This is a genomic window from Bacillus sp. T2.9-1, from assembly GCF_950097965.1.
GTDB classification, from domain to species: Bacteria; Bacillota; Bacilli; order Bacillales; family Cytobacillaceae; genus Niallia; species Niallia hominis.
Map to the genome: position 1 here is coordinate 1 of NZ_CATNHG010000088.1, position 15,848 is coordinate 15,848.

A 15,848-nucleotide genomic window follows, 5' to 3' on the forward strand; every position below is an offset into this window, starting at 1 on the left:
CGTTATGTGGTGGCATCATTCGTTTAACAATTGCCTCTTTTTGTTCCTTCGAGTATCGTACTCCATTTTTTTCTTTCATATCGATCGACCTCCGTGTTATTTACTTAAAGTATAACACTAAAGTATCGTACGACATCTATCCTAACAGAGGGGGTTACTGAATAGTATTTCTAGAACACTATTATCTTTATCTTCGTTAATTAGTAAGATACTCTTATATATTGATGACAAGAGTTTTATTCCATAATTATTAATAATGTTGCTATCTAAACAAATATTATTTGGTGAAGGAATAGAAAAGCTTATCGGATGATGTTTTTGTAAATAACTGAGTAACGGTTTATGTTCTGACTCTATAGATGAAGAATCAAAATCTTTTGTGTTAAGTAAATAGAAACTTAACTCTCTCTTCTTAGGTATGATTTCTTTAATTTGTTCAATTGGAGTAGTATTTATTGACAGCATTTCATTAGGATCTCTAACCAACGTATTTATTATTTTTTTCTTATAAAAACTAGTTAAAAAAGGACTTATTTTATTGTTTTTTACCGCATCTCTAAAATAATCAATAGCTTGTTGTTTTGGACTTTCTAATAAAAATGCTATTTTTTTATTACCTTTATAACAATAATATCCTTTATTAAATAAGCATAAAAGATCATCGTAATTGTACTGTTCATGTGAATAAATATATATAAAATCTTGATAATCTTGAGAAATATAATAGTATTTAGCAATTACTAATTGTTGGACTAATGATAGATTATCTGGGATTTCAATAACATCTAAATTTGCTATTTTTTCTTTGTTATCAAAGTAAACTGTTCTGTTATCTTGTCCTAGTTTAGCTGCTTCTTCTCTAGATATTTTCTTTAGATTATTCATTTTCACTTCACTATCTTGAATTTCCCAAGATTCCTTTCAGTATTTTCTTTACAGGTGTCCTCTTAGATTTTCAATCTTATATCCCCATTGATTATTATTGTATGTGAATTCGCCGTCTATTATTTAAAGTCCTTCTTTCACTAAACTGCCCCTTTAGCACCATACGAAAAGGCTCGCCTTCTATTTAAGGAAAGCACCCGTTAGTTTAAACAATATATGCTTTTTATTATTGGTATGAACAGGATATTAAGTTCTTCATATTATTTAGGTAGATTTAGTTGCCACGAAACTCCAAAACGGTCATTTAGCCAGCCAAATTTCTTACTGAATCCATAATCTCCTAGTGGCATAAGAGCTTGTCCACCTTCGATCAGTTTCTGATAAATATTGTCAAGTTCTTCTTCGGTATTACAAGTAACATATATTGAGAACGAAGGTGTGAAGGAAAACTGATGTATTACATTACTGTCACTGCACATAAATTCTTGACCTTTTAAGGTGAAAGTAGCCTGCATGACAGTTCCTTCATCCCCACCTTCATTTGCACCATATCGAACAATATTTGTAATTGCTGAATCCTCAATCAGAGATGTGTAAAAAGTCATTGCTTCTTCTGCTTTGCCATCTTGAAACATTAAAAATGGTGTGACCATTTTTTCCATTATAAATCTACTCCTTTTATTATCTATTTTCTAAATTATAATTCAACTTGTATTATAAATCCATTCTCTTACTAACCTGCCCCTATTGTTACAAACGACATTTATTCTTGAAATACGGCTCTGATAAAAACATAAAGAACTGCAATTTTCCCTGCAGTTCTTTCAGAAATACTTCTTATATAATTCTCGTCTTAATTGTCCACTTAGATAAGCGTAAATCCTTGTTGTTTCACTTTTCTCATGCCCCATCAAGTTTTGAATAACTTCTAATGGTGCTCCATTATTAATTAAGGTGGTTGCATAACTATACCTTAATTGGTGCGGATGTATACACTTACTAATTTTTGCTCTTAACGAAATCTGTTTAATGACATATCTCATTTGTGCAACACCCATTCGGTGTGGGGCACGGAGAGTAACAAATAAAGCCTCCTCATTATCTTTTCTTTCCTCTAGAGTATGAGTAAAATGTTTGTGGGAGAATAAATATCCTTTTTGTCTAGTTGGGGGACGATTCCCCCAACTAGACAAAAAGGCCACCAAGCGAGAGCGCGGTAGCTGGAAAAAATTAAGCATTAAAAAAGAGAGCTTCCTTTTGTAAAGTAGAATTTGACTAGAAAACTACGAAAAGGAGAGGCTCTCATGAATCAATGTAACACAAAAATGCCATCATTAAAAGAATTGGAAAAAACTTTATTTCGAACACTACAAATGACGTTTCAAGAAATCCTTGTTCAAACATTAGAAAATTGGGATCAAGAGATTGCTCAGCAACGAGACAAAAGAAGATTTGCTTTACGAGATAAACGAGAAATACGAGTAGATACAGCGTTTGGAGCAGTGGAGCTGAAGCGTAATTATTATTTTGATCGTGTGACCAAAAAATATATTTGTCTATTAGATCACTATTTACAGTTTCAGGGGAATAAGGGATTTAGTCCGCTACTAGAAGAATGGGGGTTAGAACTAGCGACGAATGGTTCCTCCTATCGAAAGGCGGTGGAAACGTTCGAACAATTTTTAGGCTATTCGGCGATGAGCCACGAAGCATTACGGCAACATCTTCTTCAAACAAGCGTACTTCCCGCTAAGGAAAAACGCCCTTTTCAAAAGGTATTGTTTGTAGAAGTAGATGGATTATATGTGAAGAGTCAAGAAAAGAAAAAGCGTGGATGGGAGTTGAAATTCGCCGCTGTACACGAGGGATGGAAAGAAAACGGAAAGCGAGTCAGGCTCCGAAATAAAAGGCATTTTCTTTATGAAGGAAAAGAACCCTTTTGGGAAGCCTTTGAAACGTTCTTACAGAATCATTATGCGTATGATCCTACCCAAACCTTGCTTATTATTAATGGCGATGGAGCAGGCTGGATAACGGCATGTCGGGAGTATTTTCGGGAACGCGCCTTTTTCACCATGGACCGTTTTCATGTCGCTCGTTCGATGAAGCAACTAATGAAGAGCCATCCTCGATACCGCTACATGAAAAGAGCGTTAAAAAACTACCAGGTAGAAACATTACTTCTAGAGTTGAATAGCGCAGTAGGAACAATGGATACACCAGAAGAAGAAGAAAAACTAGAGCATTTCCTCGGCTTTTTAACGCATCATCAGGAAACCATAAAAGATTACCGTAGTTGGTTACAGGAGAAAGGCTTGGACACGACAGCGTATCGTCCAATGGGAAGTGCAGAGGCAATGATGAATCAATTAGCCAAACGATTAAAGAATGGAAGAGCATGGAGCAAAAAAGGGGTCATGAGCATGGCGCGCTTGTGGATTGGATTGAAGGATGACCTATCCATCCAAACGATATATGGGAAATGGGAAAAAGAAAAAAGCCTAAATACATCAAAGAAAGAACATCGACCGAAAAGAAAAATACCCACAAAATTAGTAACAGAAACCGTGCGTCAGAACATACCATACTTAAATCAAGCGATTGGAAAACCCGTTCACTTTGCCTTACAGGGATTAAAAGGTTTTTAAAAAAAGAAAAAAACGAAATTTTGATGAAAGAAAACATTTAGAAAACGGATACAAAATTAGAAGTTTTACTTTATAAAAAGGGAGCTAAAAAAAACTCCCACAAAAACTTGACTCAATCGGGTTAGCATGGTGGGTTCCTCCTTTAGGTTTAATCGGGTATAATACAAAAAACCTAATTTCTATTTTCAAGAAAAACATAAGTATTTGATTATTAAAAATTAAGTATATGGATTTCTATCATCCTTAAATTATATCCATTAAGATAATATATAGTGGGGAAGGGATTTAAATACCTTTACCCAGTAATACTTAGTAAAATAGTTTATGACTTCCTTATTAAAAATTAATCGCTTTTCTTTTTACAGAGTAATTTTACTTTCACTTTAAATATATGTTCATTACTTTTAAAATAACGTAAAAAAACCTCTACTGTTAGAGTAAAGGGCTCCGTTTTGAGGTGCTTTTCTTTAAATATGTGCCGATTTGATAGTGGCATTGGTATATAAAATGGGAATCTTTCCATTGGAATTGGCGAGTTTCTTTATTTGAAAGGCAAAATCCTTATTTATATAAGAACTCACTACTTACTTTTGGTACGATTAACCCTAATGCAGTTAAAATGAGAATCTCTTGAACTCACTCCCTTTTAAATAAGATGTTTTGTCCTGAATCGAGTAGTGCGGACCTTCTCGAACCCTCGATATTCTCTAATAATCCATGCATTACAAATAAATTCATAAATTTCATCTGTAAGTACAAATTGTTTCTTAGACTTTGGACTTGCAAAGCCACTCACCAAATGTTCCGGAGGCTTAATTTAATGATTCCCCCCCAAAATTTATGTAATATGGACTATTAATGTTTTTAGAAACGCTGACTTACAAGTTTCAGCCAATGCAAAAAATGGGTGTGTGAGTTTTATACAAAACACACATACCCATTTAATATTAGCCTATATATTTGGAGGATCGCTTTAGTCTACTATCCACTAATCTCACTCACCAACCTCAAACCCATCAAGCATCGCACGCACTTCATCCGTCGACTTTGTGCTCATCAATTGATTTCTCAATTCGCTCGCTCCTCTAAATCCTTTTACATATATCTTAAAAAAGCGATGAAGAGCTTGGAATGGACGTGGCTCTAATTCACTTGAATATTTATCATGAAGATCAAGCTGCAATCTTAGGAGATCCAAATATTCCTTGCTGCTATGCTCTTTCGGTTCTTTTTCAAAGGCAAATGGATTTTTGAAAATACCACGCCCTATCATAATTCCATCCACACCATATTGCTCGGCTAGCTTCAAGCCCTTTTGACGGTCAGGAATATCCCCATTGATTGTCAAAAGGGTATCTGGCGCAATGCGATCACGGAGCTTTTTGATTTCTGGGATAAGCTCCCAATGGGCATCTACTTGGCTCATTTCTTTTCTTGTACGCAGATGAATGGAGAGATTAGCGATATCTTGTTCCAGTATATGTGCTAACCAATCGTGCCACTCTTCTATCTCCGTATAACCAAGTCTTGTCTTCACACTTACCGGTAATCCTCCTGCTTTTGCCGCTTGGATTATTTCTGCAGCGACTTCTGGACGTAGGATAAGGCCGCTTCCCTTCCCTTTAGCTGCCACATTTGGTACAGGACAGCCCATATTAAGGTCAATCCCCTTAAATCCAAGCTCCGCCATACCAATACTCATTTGGCGAAAATATTCGGGCTTGTCCCCCCAAATATGGGCAACCATTGGCTGTTCATCTTCGGTAAAAGTTAGTCTTCCACGTACACTTTGTTTACCCTCTGGATGACAATAGCTCTCCGTATTTGTGAACTCAGTAAAAAACACATCTGGTCTCCCTGCTTTACTCACCACATGACGAAAAACAACATCTGTCACATCCTCCATTGGTGCAAGCACAAAAAATGGTCGTGGCAAGTCACGCCAAAAATTCTCTTTCATATCTATTCAAATCCTTTCAAAGGGACAAGGGGACAGACCCCTTGTCCCTAATAAGTACAAAATTCATGATTCTTTTACACTTATACCATTTTTCACTAACTTTTATCAAACTAAAGAAAATTTTAACATTATATACTATGTTAAAAATGTATGAAGTGCCTATTTAATATAGTATAGATGGCAGCCAAAAAGGAAGCAAAAGAACTCCCCTGCTTCCTTACCTAATCCTATCTGTTCCCTTCAATTCCCCAACAGTAGCTGCACCAATTCCAAACATAGTCATCTGTAATTCCAGCTCTCGAGTCTCAAAAAGTTCAATTAAATCCTCTGGTGATTCTGTAGCCTCTTTTAAAATCGACCGGGCAAAGCCAACCATATCTGATCCAAGCGCGATAGCCTTAGCAGCATCCATTCCATTTTTGATTCCACCGCTTGCGATAATCGGTTTATCAATCGCGTCTTTAACAGATACAATACATTCGGCAGTTGGGATCCCCCAGCTACTGAAAGCTTCTGCTGCTATTTTCTTGATTTTCTCTTTAGAGCGTAGTTTTTCCACTTGGCTCCATGATGTACCGCCTGCACCAGCGACGTCGATAAATGAGATGCCAACGTCGGTCAATTTTTTCGCGATGGTGCCATCAATTCCGAAGCCCACCTCTTTTGCACCAACGGGAATATCTAGCTGTGTACATACTTGCTCAATACTCCCCAACAAATCTTTAAAATTCCGATCTCCTTCTTGTTGTACAATCTCCTGAATACTATTCAAATGAAGAACGAGCATATCCGCTTCCGTCATCTCGATAATTTGTTTACATTGGTCGATTCCAAAGCCATAATTAAACTGAACCGCACCTAAATTAGCGATGATTGGAATGGTTGGTGCATATTTTCGAACTTGAAAGGATTCTCGATATTTTTCATTTTCAATCAGTGCTCTTGTAGAACCTAAGGCAAATGCCCAACCTCTTTCCTCTGCAGCAATGGCCAGATTTCGATTTATCGTCCCCGCCATTGCTGCTCCACCGGTCATCGAGCTTACCAAAAAAGGCGTCTTCATTTTTTTAGCTAAAAACGCTGTATCTAATGTAATCTCATCAAAATCAATTTCCGGCAAGGCGTTATGTAGAAAACGATACTTTTCAAGACCAGTCGATATGTTATCACCTGTTACTTTTTCATTTAAAACCAACTCAATGTGCTGGGCTTTTCTTTTATCAATTGAATCAGTCATTTTTCCAAACTCCAGTCTAATTATATTTGGTTGCAGGGAGGATATCTAATGGAACAATACCAGCATCCTGCCATTGTTTATGTAATCGTTCAAGCTTGTCTGTACTTGTAAAAGCAATTCCACAATCACCGCCACCTGCACCAGACGATTTTCCGGCGCCATAACAATTAGCAATGGCAATCAATTTTTCTAAATGAATCGTTTCAATTGCGCCACCAGTCTCTTCACTTAACTCTAGCAATGCCAATCGATTAGCGGATAAGCTAGCCATCATTAGTTCCATATCGCTCTGTTTAAACCCTTCTACCATTGTCGATACAGCATCACGGCTTTTACGTAAAAAATCTCCATAAATAGTAGAATTTTTCTGTTTAAGCGGCTCAATCTTCTTTATTAAAGAAGCTGTTTTAGCAGAACTACCAGTCCAGCCGACAGCAAGTACTAATTCTTCAGGGGCTTCTAGTGGCTCGATCTGTAGATGTGGCCACTCTTCTTCTACCAATGGAGTAATAGATCCGTTCTCTTTCAGCCTTTCTTTTAACCAGCTCGCTTTAAACGCTGTATAGTGGAGCCAACCACCATATGTCGATGCTGCCACATCTGCACAAGAACCACTCCCTTGTGTCTGATAATGAGCGATTGCAGCTAGTTTGAAAATAAGGGTTTTCGAAACAGGCAAGAAATCTCTATACAATGTTAAAATAGAGGAAACAACAGCGACAACTACGGCTGCACTTGACCCTAGTCCATATTTCCGGCCAGAATCGGCATCATCCAATTCACTCGTTATCGTCAGGGAAAAAGGCTTGGTTTCAATAGACCTTTCTTGTAAATATTGATGCACCACAGCGATTGTATTTTTTATAAAATCTAATCTTGTGTCTTCCTCTTCAAAAATGACTTGTCCACCCTCAAATCGACAAGCAACATTAGGAAGACCCAGCTGCGGCAAAGAAAGAGTCTGTTGTTCACTCTTTGTAATCTGTGCTGTAATAAACCTATCAACTGCTACAACAATCGCCGGATAACCAGGTTCTAATACCGCATATTCTCCGGCAATAAATAGTTTCCCTGGAACTTTGATTTCATGCATCCAGACTCACTCCCTTTATCCATTCCACTCTGATAAATATTCAATCCCAGGTCCTGGATGACATACAATCACATCACGGACAGAAGGCAAAGCAGCAAACTTTTCTTTAATTATCTGTTCATTCTTCGGTTCACAAAGCACTTTTACATTCGGCCCTGCATCAATGGTGAAGTAAGCTTCTATGCCTTGTTGGCGCAATTCCATGACCTTCTGCATAACGTCAAACGTTGCACTTTGCCAATATAAAAATGGCGGCTTTGCTCCTAGCATTGTAGCGTGCATTTTCAGGGCATTCGCTTCTGCGATTTCTCCTAGCTGCGTAAAATCGCGCGCTTTAATGGCTTCCTTTATCCCCTTTAAATCCTCTTCTATTGTTGCTAACCAGCCATCATAGAACGGAGACGTATCTACAGTCCGCTGCATGCCATCTCTGCTCGAAACAGACTTCGGCCCAGCTTCCACTACCACAGATAGAACAGTCACATCCCACGCTTGTTCGTCTATGATTTGTGTCGCAAACGAATCTGTTCCGTCCGTTTTCTCTCCTTTTTGCCATTCAACAAATCCGCCAAAAATAGAGCGAGAAGCAGAACCAGAGCCTTGACGAGCTAAAGCAGACAGCTCTGTGCCTGATAAATCTAACTGTAATGCTTTACTTGCAGCTGCTGCTAATGCTGCATATCCGGAAGCAGAAGAAGCAAAACCGGCAGCTGTCGGCACGTGATTCACCGATGTCACTGTTGCAAAGGTTTTAGTCCCTGCAATATTGCGTACATGATTAAGAAAAGTGGTTATTTTCCCTATCTCCTGATCCGAGACTTGGTTTCCATCTAAGACAAGAGAATCCTTTTCAAACTGATCCGAAAACTGTACCTTTGTTTCCGTATAAAAATGATCCAAAGTAATCGATAAACTACTGTTCATTGGTAAAAACAACTTAGAATCGCGTTTCCCCCAATATTTTATTAATGCAATATTCGTGTGCGCACGAGCGATCGCTTCCATTAACCATACTCCTCATTAATCTAATTAGCATTTAGCTATTGTGTATTGCCATGTTTGAGTAGCACCAGCTTGAACCAAGGCATCTGCAACCTTTTTGCCGATAGTCTCATTTTCTACTAGTGCCAAAATACAACCACCACGGCCACCACCTGTTAATTTCGCTCCTACTGCTCCAGCAGTTCGAGCTGCTTCTACTAGGCCATCTAATCCTAGATCACTGACACCAAGTAAAGAGAGCTGTTGATGTGCTTGATTTAATTTATCGCCAACCTTTTGATAATCACCAACTGCAAGTCCTAACCGTACATCTTCTGTCAATTTGCCAAGTAATGTAATGGATTCCTCGATTTGTTTCGGCTTCCTTTCATACTTGTCTCGAATCGATTTCACTGCTGAATACGTATCGCCAATCCTGCCACTATCTGCTACAACCAAATGAAAGGGAGCACCTATTTTCACCATTTCAACCTCTTGTTGTTTTTGAAACCAAATGGGATTGGCGCTAGATGCTGCCATCATATCGATCCCACTTGGCGTTCCATGAGCAAATTTTTCGGCACGTTCCACCAATGCCATCAGCTGACTATCCTTGAGACTCTGATTGAAGAAAGCAAAAAGACCGCGAACAAGTGCAATCGCAATCGCTGCACTTGAACCTAGTCCACGCCCAATTGGAATCGAGGAGGCAATCCGAATATGTAAGCCTGATGAACGTTTTTCAAGAACCTTCAATGTTTGGATGACACAATCACCAATTCCCTCCATCTTTTCAGGAATCTGTTCAATTGGTCCTTGATAAAAGGGGCTTTCGATTTGGATCGTATTTCCCCCAATCGTTTTCACTGTTACTTTTACTTCTATTTGTTTAAAAGGAAAAGCAATTGCCGGTTGCCCATAAACAACGGAATGCTCCCCAATTAAAATCAATTTACTATGTGCTCGGCCTACCGCAACTTTTTGTGGAGTTTCAAGCATCGATATCCCCACTTTCACTGAATAAATTGGATGTTTACCTAGATGTACCTCTTTTGTCTACATTTTAAAACCAAGTAATGATCCATGGTGCTGAATAAAGGATCATAAACTGAACGCCATAATTCACGCCCCAACGGTGAAGCATACCAGCAAATAACCCGATAACTAGTACACCAATAATATTAATAAAACCAGCGTCCATAAAAGCTAATAATAGCACAAGTCCGAAAAATAGTCCTAGAATTGCTTCATGGGGAACCCACCGAAACACAAAGGCACAAATTTTATGGGCGTATTTGACGGTAACAAAATAAGTGATCGCAAGGGCAATCGTTGCACCGGTAAGCGTCGCCCAGACAAAGTCTGCATTTGATAAGATATGATGCAGGTTATGCTCTGTTGTAAAGACTGGCGGCGCATTAAAAAGGGCATTAGCTGGACCAATCGCCATTGGAGACAAGGGAATACCGAGTGCAATTAAAGGAATCAAGGTTCCAGAAATATACGTAGCATTTGTCAGCCCCTCCATTGATGCAATCGCAACAGATGCTTTTTTCACCGGATCCTTTACTCTACTTGAAAAAAGTTCTCCAAGAAATATAGTCATGCCGACAGGGCTCATAATGAAGGTGATAGAACCGATAAAACTGGCAAGTACACTTGATGCGGTTTCCTGCTTTGTCAATATTTTAAAAGGACTAGGAAATCCTTTAATGGGATTTGTTTGCGCAAAATCAATCGTTTTCTTTGGAAACCTTGGCATACTATCTCGCTTTTCTTTATGTAAAAGTTCAAATATGGTCAAAATGACGGGACCAATTGTAATTCCCAAGAAAAAGGAAATGAAGACATTCGTTCCCTCAGGCACTACTCCGATTCCCCAATAGAGATGGCGCAGGCCTTCAATTAGTAAAGCAAATGGAAGAATCGATACAAGTGCTAACACTTTATTTTTGGTCATTAATGCAAGTAAAACGGCACCAATGAAAAAGAGCGGGTTTGCATATTCTTTGATGACATCAGAAAATGGTATTAAGGCTTGTGCCATAAGTAAGCTTACAGGAACCGAAACGAGCGTCCCAATAACAGAGCCAGATGCCATTTTGCGAATACTGATATCAGGCATACCATGTTTTTTTAATACGAGTGCATGCTCTACCATTGGGGTTGCCATCACCCCGCCAGGAATACCAGCGAGCGCAACTGGAATCGAATCCGTTACTTTATTAGCCACAATCGCAGAGATAAAGAAGGTTAAGACCACAATTGGCTCTACCCCTGCCAATACGATTGCTAACGTCACCGGAGCTAATACAGCTGTTTCATCTGTCCCTGGTGCAACGCCGATTATTGTATATAAAACAGCTGCTAAAACGGCAGCAGCAATCATCTCTATAATTAATACAATGTCCATTATTTTTCTCCTGTTCCCTTAAAGTTTCTTTTTGGCTTAATGATAAAACTACAAATGATAAACCCAATAAGTGCACCAGCGAGACCAAAAAACAACGGCTTCGGTGCTTCGTTTGGCGCGATAAAATAGGCACCCATCGTGGTTATAGCACAAATGGCTATTGCCAAAACCAAATCCTTTATTCGAACAAGATCCTCCCAGACCTCAATATTATCGTTTGCCTCTTGCCTATTTTTATTATCCATAAAATCAAACTCCTTGTATTTAATGATCATAAATGAGCATACTGTTAGATTCCGCTTCCCCACGAAGATTATACACTAAATCCCATATGCTGAAAACGATTCTCAATTGAATTCTAAAAAATAAAATATATTTCCATGGTTGTTATACCACAAATTACGTATGGCATAACCACTTCTTTTATTTTAAATAGTGACAGGCACCATAAATAGACAGTTGTCTTTTTATAGTGCCTGTCACCTATTTTTTGTCACCTATTTTTGATATCCATTTTGAGAATATAGGCATATGATATAAAGATTTTAAAGGAAGGGGACAAAAAAATGATGAATTTTAATCAAATAGGCATGAGGTCACATCATGGCGGTGGTGGTCATGCATCAGGTGGCCATGGTGGACACAATAATTGGCATCAACATGGCGGCGGACATCCAAATCCAAATTGGGGAAATGGTGGAAACTGGCATCATCAAGGTGGACATTATCCAGGAGGAGGATTTGCATTAGGTACTCTTACAGGATTAGCACTTGGCGCTGCCGCAACACCAACTCCTTATCCAGTACCTGCTCCTTACCCGTATGCGTATCCTTACCCATCCCCGTATCCTTATCCATATTCGAATCCTTATTATCCAGGATACTAAAGGGATCAGGGGACAGATTTCTTGTCCCCTGAAACATTAATTGTTGAGATATCATTTCTCTACAATCTTCTAAACCTTTGACCATTCCGTTTGTCCTATTATCGTTAATTAAAACGTTTACCCATCTAACAATTGAATTTTTTCTAATATGACTCTACAAGTTTATTTAGTATATTAAATTATCTGGCTTATCGCATTCTACATCAATGATTGCTTCCACTTGAATTAATCAATCGCACTTGCTTTATTGATTCCTAATTTCAGAAGAAGCTCTCCTTTAAAAAATCTCCAATATGTACCCTAGATGGAACAACATAAATTAATCCCTATTAGCATGAAATTTCAATGTCTTCACCATATAGTCATAAGTGTGACCATTAATCTGTATCTCTTTATCTTCTTGATATCCTATACGAATGTATAACTTTTTTGCATAGGGATTATCCTTGGCAACATTGAGGGATATTCGCTCATATCCTTTCTGTAACGCTAATTCTTCAGCCTTCCTCAACAATTCTGACCCAATTCCATAGCCCTGAAACTTTGGTGAGACAGAAATCGTATCAATATATAAATCTCCAATATCCGCCTCTTGATCAAAGTTAATGTTCTGATTCCTTGTTTTTCTTCTTAAACGTTCAAGTAGAGGCTTGTCCAATTGGTAAGCATCTGTGCCAGAATAAGTTACGATAATTCCAGTTATCTCGTCAAAAATATCCGCAACTATCACATTTTGATAGCTAAGACGATTGTTTTCTTCACGAAAAAATTTTGCAAGAGTCGTATGAATATTTTCCACCTTCGTTTGACCGGTTAACTGCTCAGTGATATCTCCAATTGCAAGATGAATTAGTTCTACAACTTCTTCTGCATCTTTTTTGATAGCTGGTCTGAAATTCAATTCTTCTGGGATAATATCTTCCCAACGAAGTCCAAATGTTGCACCACCATCCGTGTGACCAGCTATAAAATAAAATTCATCGTTTGTATCATATTCAAAATCATCATGCTTGAATCTATTCTTTTTCATTTATTTTACACTCCGAATGTCATATTTGATGACATAATTATAGCAAAGTAAGAAGCTGGGACCAAACTAAATAACTAATCTTTAAAGACGAACAATCTTTAATTTATCTCTTAAATAAAGCTACTTTCTCATGATGGTTATCTATGTTTTTAAATCTAGATAAGTGTAAAAACCAGTCGTTCCATTGCGCTACGGACGCACGATGCGCCGGGGAGGAAGCTAAGCTCCTCGCTGCGCTGCGGGGTCTAAAGCGTCTCTATTTCCCGCAGGAGTCGAGCGTCCTCCGCTCCATTTCACTTCGTTTTTAAACCTTTTTCTAAAAAACAAACACGAACTATAATGTAACTAAATTACATTATAGTTCGTGTTTGTTGTTGATTGAAATACTTATGTCCCAGCCTCTTTGTAATTATTTTATAGTTTTTTTATTAATATGTTTTGATGCTATTAGAATATCCCAACAATTATAGACTGAGAAAATTCAAACCCTATAACATGATTTCCAATACACAATTAATAGATTTTAAATTTCTCACTAACCATTTTGACGGATTGTGCCTAAGTCTCTCGTAACTAAATTTTAGCTCTTTAGAAGTTAGCGTTTTATATTTGTTGCAAGTTAATCCCCTTTGTTAAATAAAAAGTCCATTCGGTAATGAGCGATGAAGAAAAAAATGAAAGGCTAATCTAGATTACCAGATACTGATTGTTGATGTTTTCATCTCTTGTTACCAACTGCCTATCTACATACTATACCTAATTTACTTTTAAGCTTCTTTCCTTTGCGTAACGGAAGTCGTTACGATGAAAATGGTGAGTAAGGGAAAAATAGAAAAAAATGGTGTCAGGCAACAACCTTCCATATAAAGTCTTCCGGGCGGTCAAGTAGGTATATTTTAACCTCTAGCGTTTCCTCAATAATCTTATTTATTTTTGTCCAGTATATTTGCATTGTATATTCTCCTTACTCCATTATTTGCAAGTATCATCCTTCTAGTAAATGGAAATAATAACGGTATAACCTATTAGATGGAGGATTTATATAGTGACCACCAACACTAATTACAATGGAAAATTACCCCCTAACGCAGAATCTTATTGGATAAATACGGCTCATTTACCAGAGTACCCCCGCCTTGAGAATGACATGCAAGTTGATGTCGTTATTGTAGGAGGTGGCATTACAGGCATTACTTCCGCCTATCTGCTGGCGAATGAAGGGCTGAAAGTTGCTATTATCGAAGCAGACAAATTACTGAACGGGACAACAGGACATACCACAGCTAAAATCACTGCCCAGCATGATTTAATCTATGATGAACTAATCCGCTATGCTGGGAACACGATGGCAAGATTATACTACGAGGCAAACACCGATGCTTTAAACTTTGTTCAAGAAACGATCAATAAACATCAAATTGATTGTGAGTTCACTCAGCAAGATGCTTATGTTTATAGCACAACAGAAGAATATGCACTTAAACTAGAAAAAGAGGCAGATGCCTATAAGGAGCTTCTTATTGAAGGCGAACTCGTAAATAAACTCCCTTTCGATTTAGAAATATTTAATGCACTTGTTATGAAAAATCAAGCACAATTCCATCCACTTAAATACTTGGCTCATCTTACAAAAATAATTACCGAAAAAGGTGGATACATCTTTGAAAATACAACAGCTGTAGATATAGAGACTGGCGAACACCCCATCGTTCTTACTCGTGGAGGAGCTCGAATTACAGGAAAATACGTTCTTGCCTGTTCTCATTTCCCTTTTTATGAAGGAGCAGGACTTTACTCTACAAGAATGCATGCAGACCGTTCCTATATTATTGCTGCTAAAATAAAAACAGAATATCCAGGTGGTATGTATATTAGTGCCGATGAACCGAAAAGGTCTCTCCGCTATGCAACAATCAATGGCGAAGAAATGATTCTTATTTCTGGGGAAAGTCATAAAACAGGACAAGGAGGGGAAACACTCAAACATTACGAGGCCTTGGAGACCTTCGGCCAACAAGTATTCGGCATTGAAAATATTACATACCGTTGGTCAGCTCAAGATTTAGTTACACTGGATAAGATTCCTTACATTGGCGAAATTACCCCTGGTCAAAAAAATATATTAATCGCTAGTGGATATCGGAAATGGGGGATGACAAATGGAACCGCAGCTGCGCTTTTATTCCGAGATATCGTACTAGGAAAAAAGAACAAGTACCAGGAATTATATTCTCCTTCCCGTTTTCATCCGAATCCAAGTCTGAAAAACTTCTTAACGGAAAATGCGAACGTTGTTAGTCATTTAATTAAAGGGAAATTAGAAATTCCTCAGAAGAGTATCCATCATCTAGCCAACGATGAGGGAGCTGTTATTGACATTGATGGGCACAGAAAAGGGGCTTATAAAGATAAAGAGGGTATGCTTCATATCGTAGATACAACTTGTACTCACATGGGGTGTGAAGTGAAATGGAATAATGGTGAACGATCTTGGGATTGCCCGTGCCATGGTTCTAGATTCTCGTATACAGGGGAAGTGCTGGAAGGACCTGCCGAGAAGCCATTACAAAAATATGATTATAAACTGATAGATAATTTTACCTCAGAAGACTCTGGTTATTAAGTAAATTAAGTAAGCAAAAAAAACAGCTAAATATTGTTTAGCTGTTTTAGTTTGTCGACAAAAAGGTAAAATAGCTAGAGAAAACATCCAT

At 38.0% G+C, this 15,848-nt stretch carries 13 protein-coding genes and 2 pseudogenes; 3 read left to right on the forward strand and 12 right to left on the reverse strand.

The window, feature by feature from the left end; all coding sequences use genetic code 11:
* Positions 1-141: 141 nt before the first annotated feature.
* The 3 genes and pseudogenes from QQZ16_RS10975 to QQZ16_RS10985 all read right to left on the reverse strand — a co-directional run.
* Complete coding sequence (locus tag QQZ16_RS10975; protein ID WP_031540343.1) at positions 142-885, reverse strand: hypothetical protein; 744 nt, start codon at positions 883-885, stop codon at positions 142-144.
* 260 nt (positions 886-1,145) lie between these two features.
* Positions 1,146-1,547, reverse strand: coding sequence for a VOC family protein (locus QQZ16_RS10980; RefSeq protein WP_031540344.1), 402 nt, complete (start codon positions 1,545-1,547; stop codon positions 1,146-1,148).
* A 162-nt stretch (positions 1,548-1,709) separates the two neighbouring features.
* Positions 1,710-2,003: pseudogene (locus tag QQZ16_RS10985) on the reverse strand (tyrosine-type recombinase/integrase); the annotation flags it as partial.
* Between the two features lie 186 nt (positions 2,004-2,189).
* Here QQZ16_RS10985 and QQZ16_RS10990 point away from each other — a divergent pair.
* Positions 2,190-3,533, forward strand: a complete 1,344-nt coding sequence (locus tag QQZ16_RS10990; RefSeq protein WP_284561357.1) for an ISLre2 family transposase — start codon at positions 2,190-2,192, stop codon at positions 3,531-3,533.
* A 994-nt stretch (positions 3,534-4,527) separates the two neighbouring features.
* Here QQZ16_RS10990 and QQZ16_RS10995 read toward each other — a convergent pair.
* The 7 genes from QQZ16_RS10995 to QQZ16_RS11025 form a co-directional block, all read right to left on the reverse strand.
* Positions 4,528-5,493, reverse strand: a complete 966-nt coding sequence (locus tag QQZ16_RS10995) for a tRNA dihydrouridine synthase (RefSeq protein WP_031536457.1) — start codon at positions 5,491-5,493, stop codon at positions 4,528-4,530.
* Between the two features lie 217 nt (positions 5,494-5,710).
* The gene (gene fni / locus QQZ16_RS11000; protein ID WP_031536458.1) at positions 5,711-6,730 is read right to left on the reverse strand and encodes a type 2 isopentenyl-diphosphate Delta-isomerase; all 1,020 of its coding nucleotides are present in this window, start codon (positions 6,728-6,730) and stop codon (positions 5,711-5,713) included.
* Positions 6,731-6,746: 16 nt separating this feature from the next.
* The gene (locus tag QQZ16_RS11005) at positions 6,747-7,823 is read right to left on the reverse strand and encodes a phosphomevalonate kinase (RefSeq protein WP_031536459.1); all 1,077 of its coding nucleotides are present in this window, start codon (positions 7,821-7,823) and stop codon (positions 6,747-6,749) included.
* A gap of 15 nt (positions 7,824-7,838) precedes the next feature.
* Positions 7,839-8,828, reverse strand: a complete 990-nt coding sequence (gene mvaD / locus QQZ16_RS11010) for a diphosphomevalonate decarboxylase (protein ID WP_031536460.1) — start codon at positions 8,826-8,828, stop codon at positions 7,839-7,841.
* A 24-nt stretch (positions 8,829-8,852) separates the two neighbouring features.
* A complete protein-coding gene (mvk, locus tag QQZ16_RS11015) occupies positions 8,853-9,821 on the reverse strand; it encodes a mevalonate kinase (RefSeq protein WP_284561358.1) in 969 nt (322 codons plus the stop codon).
* 46 nt (positions 9,822-9,867) lie between these two features.
* Positions 9,868-11,217 (reverse strand): tripartite tricarboxylate transporter permease, encoded by a 1,350-nt coding sequence (locus QQZ16_RS11020; RefSeq protein WP_031536462.1) that lies wholly within the window; start codon positions 11,215-11,217, stop codon positions 9,868-9,870.
* Positions 11,217-11,462: a hypothetical protein gene (locus QQZ16_RS11025; RefSeq protein ID WP_031536463.1), complete on the reverse strand. Its 246-nt coding sequence runs from the start codon at positions 11,460-11,462 to the stop codon at positions 11,217-11,219. Before QQZ16_RS11025 ends, QQZ16_RS11020 begins: the two co-directional genes overlap by 1 nt.
* 321 nt (positions 11,463-11,783) lie before the next feature.
* On the opposite strand from QQZ16_RS11025, the gene QQZ16_RS11030 reads away from it, so the two are divergent.
* Positions 11,784-12,104 carry a hypothetical protein gene (locus tag QQZ16_RS11030; protein ID WP_414630350.1) on the forward strand — a complete coding sequence of 107 codons (321 nt, stop codon included), beginning with the start codon at positions 11,784-11,786 and terminating at the stop codon, positions 12,102-12,104.
* A 319-nt stretch (positions 12,105-12,423) separates the two neighbouring features.
* On the opposite strand, the gene QQZ16_RS11035 is transcribed toward QQZ16_RS11030, so the two are convergent.
* Together QQZ16_RS11035 and QQZ16_RS11040 are read right to left on the reverse strand one after the other, a co-directional pair.
* Positions 12,424-13,134: a GNAT family N-acetyltransferase gene (locus tag QQZ16_RS11035; protein WP_048719076.1), complete on the reverse strand. Its 711-nt coding sequence runs from the start codon at positions 13,132-13,134 to the stop codon at positions 12,424-12,426.
* A gap of 856 nt (positions 13,135-13,990) precedes the next feature.
* A pseudogene (locus QQZ16_RS11040) lies at positions 13,991-14,086 on the reverse strand (dihydropteridine reductase); the annotation flags it as partial.
* Between the two features lie 93 nt (positions 14,087-14,179).
* On the opposite strand from QQZ16_RS11040, the gene QQZ16_RS11045 reads away from it, so the two are divergent.
* Positions 14,180-15,757 carry an FAD-dependent oxidoreductase gene (locus tag QQZ16_RS11045; protein WP_031536466.1) on the forward strand — a complete coding sequence of 526 codons (1,578 nt, stop codon included), beginning with the start codon at positions 14,180-14,182 and terminating at the stop codon, positions 15,755-15,757.
* Positions 15,758-15,848: the final 91 nt, after the last annotated feature.

What these genes read in the sequence shown, in the direction of transcription:
- QQZ16_RS10995 (WP_031536457.1), bottom strand. Translation starts at nt 5,493, where the DNA reads ATGAAAGAGAATTTTTGGCGTGACTTGCCACGACCATTTTTTGTGCTT.
- fni (WP_031536458.1), bottom strand. Translation starts at nt 6,730, where the DNA reads ATGACTGATTCAATTGATAAAAGAAAAGCCCAGCACATTGAGTTGGTT.
- QQZ16_RS11030 (WP_414630350.1), top strand. Translation starts at nt 11,784, where the DNA reads ATGATGAATTTTAATCAAATAGGCATGAGGTCACATCATGGCGGTGGT.
- QQZ16_RS11025 (WP_031536463.1), bottom strand. Translation starts at nt 11,462, where the DNA reads ATGGATAATAAAAATAGGCAAGAGGCAAACGATAATATTGAGGTCTGG.
- QQZ16_RS10980 (WP_031540344.1), bottom strand. Translation starts at nt 1,547, where the DNA reads ATGGAAAAAATGGTCACACCATTTTTAATGTTTCAAGATGGCAAAGCA.
- QQZ16_RS10990 (WP_284561357.1), top strand. Translation starts at nt 2,190, where the DNA reads ATGAATCAATGTAACACAAAAATGCCATCATTAAAAGAATTGGAAAAA.
- QQZ16_RS11005 (WP_031536459.1), bottom strand. Translation starts at nt 7,823, where the DNA reads ATGCATGAAATCAAAGTTCCAGGGAAACTATTTATTGCCGGAGAATAT.
- QQZ16_RS11035 (WP_048719076.1), bottom strand. Translation starts at nt 13,134, where the DNA reads ATGAAAAAGAATAGATTCAAGCATGATGATTTTGAATATGATACAAAC.
- mvaD (WP_031536460.1), bottom strand. Translation starts at nt 8,828, where the DNA reads ATGGAAGCGATCGCTCGTGCGCACACGAATATTGCATTAATAAAATAT.
- QQZ16_RS10975 (WP_031540343.1), bottom strand. Translation starts at nt 885, where the DNA reads ATGAATAATCTAAAGAAAATATCTAGAGAAGAAGCAGCTAAACTAGGA.
- QQZ16_RS11020 (WP_031536462.1), bottom strand. Translation starts at nt 11,217, where the DNA reads ATGGACATTGTATTAATTATAGAGATGATTGCTGCTGCCGTTTTAGCA.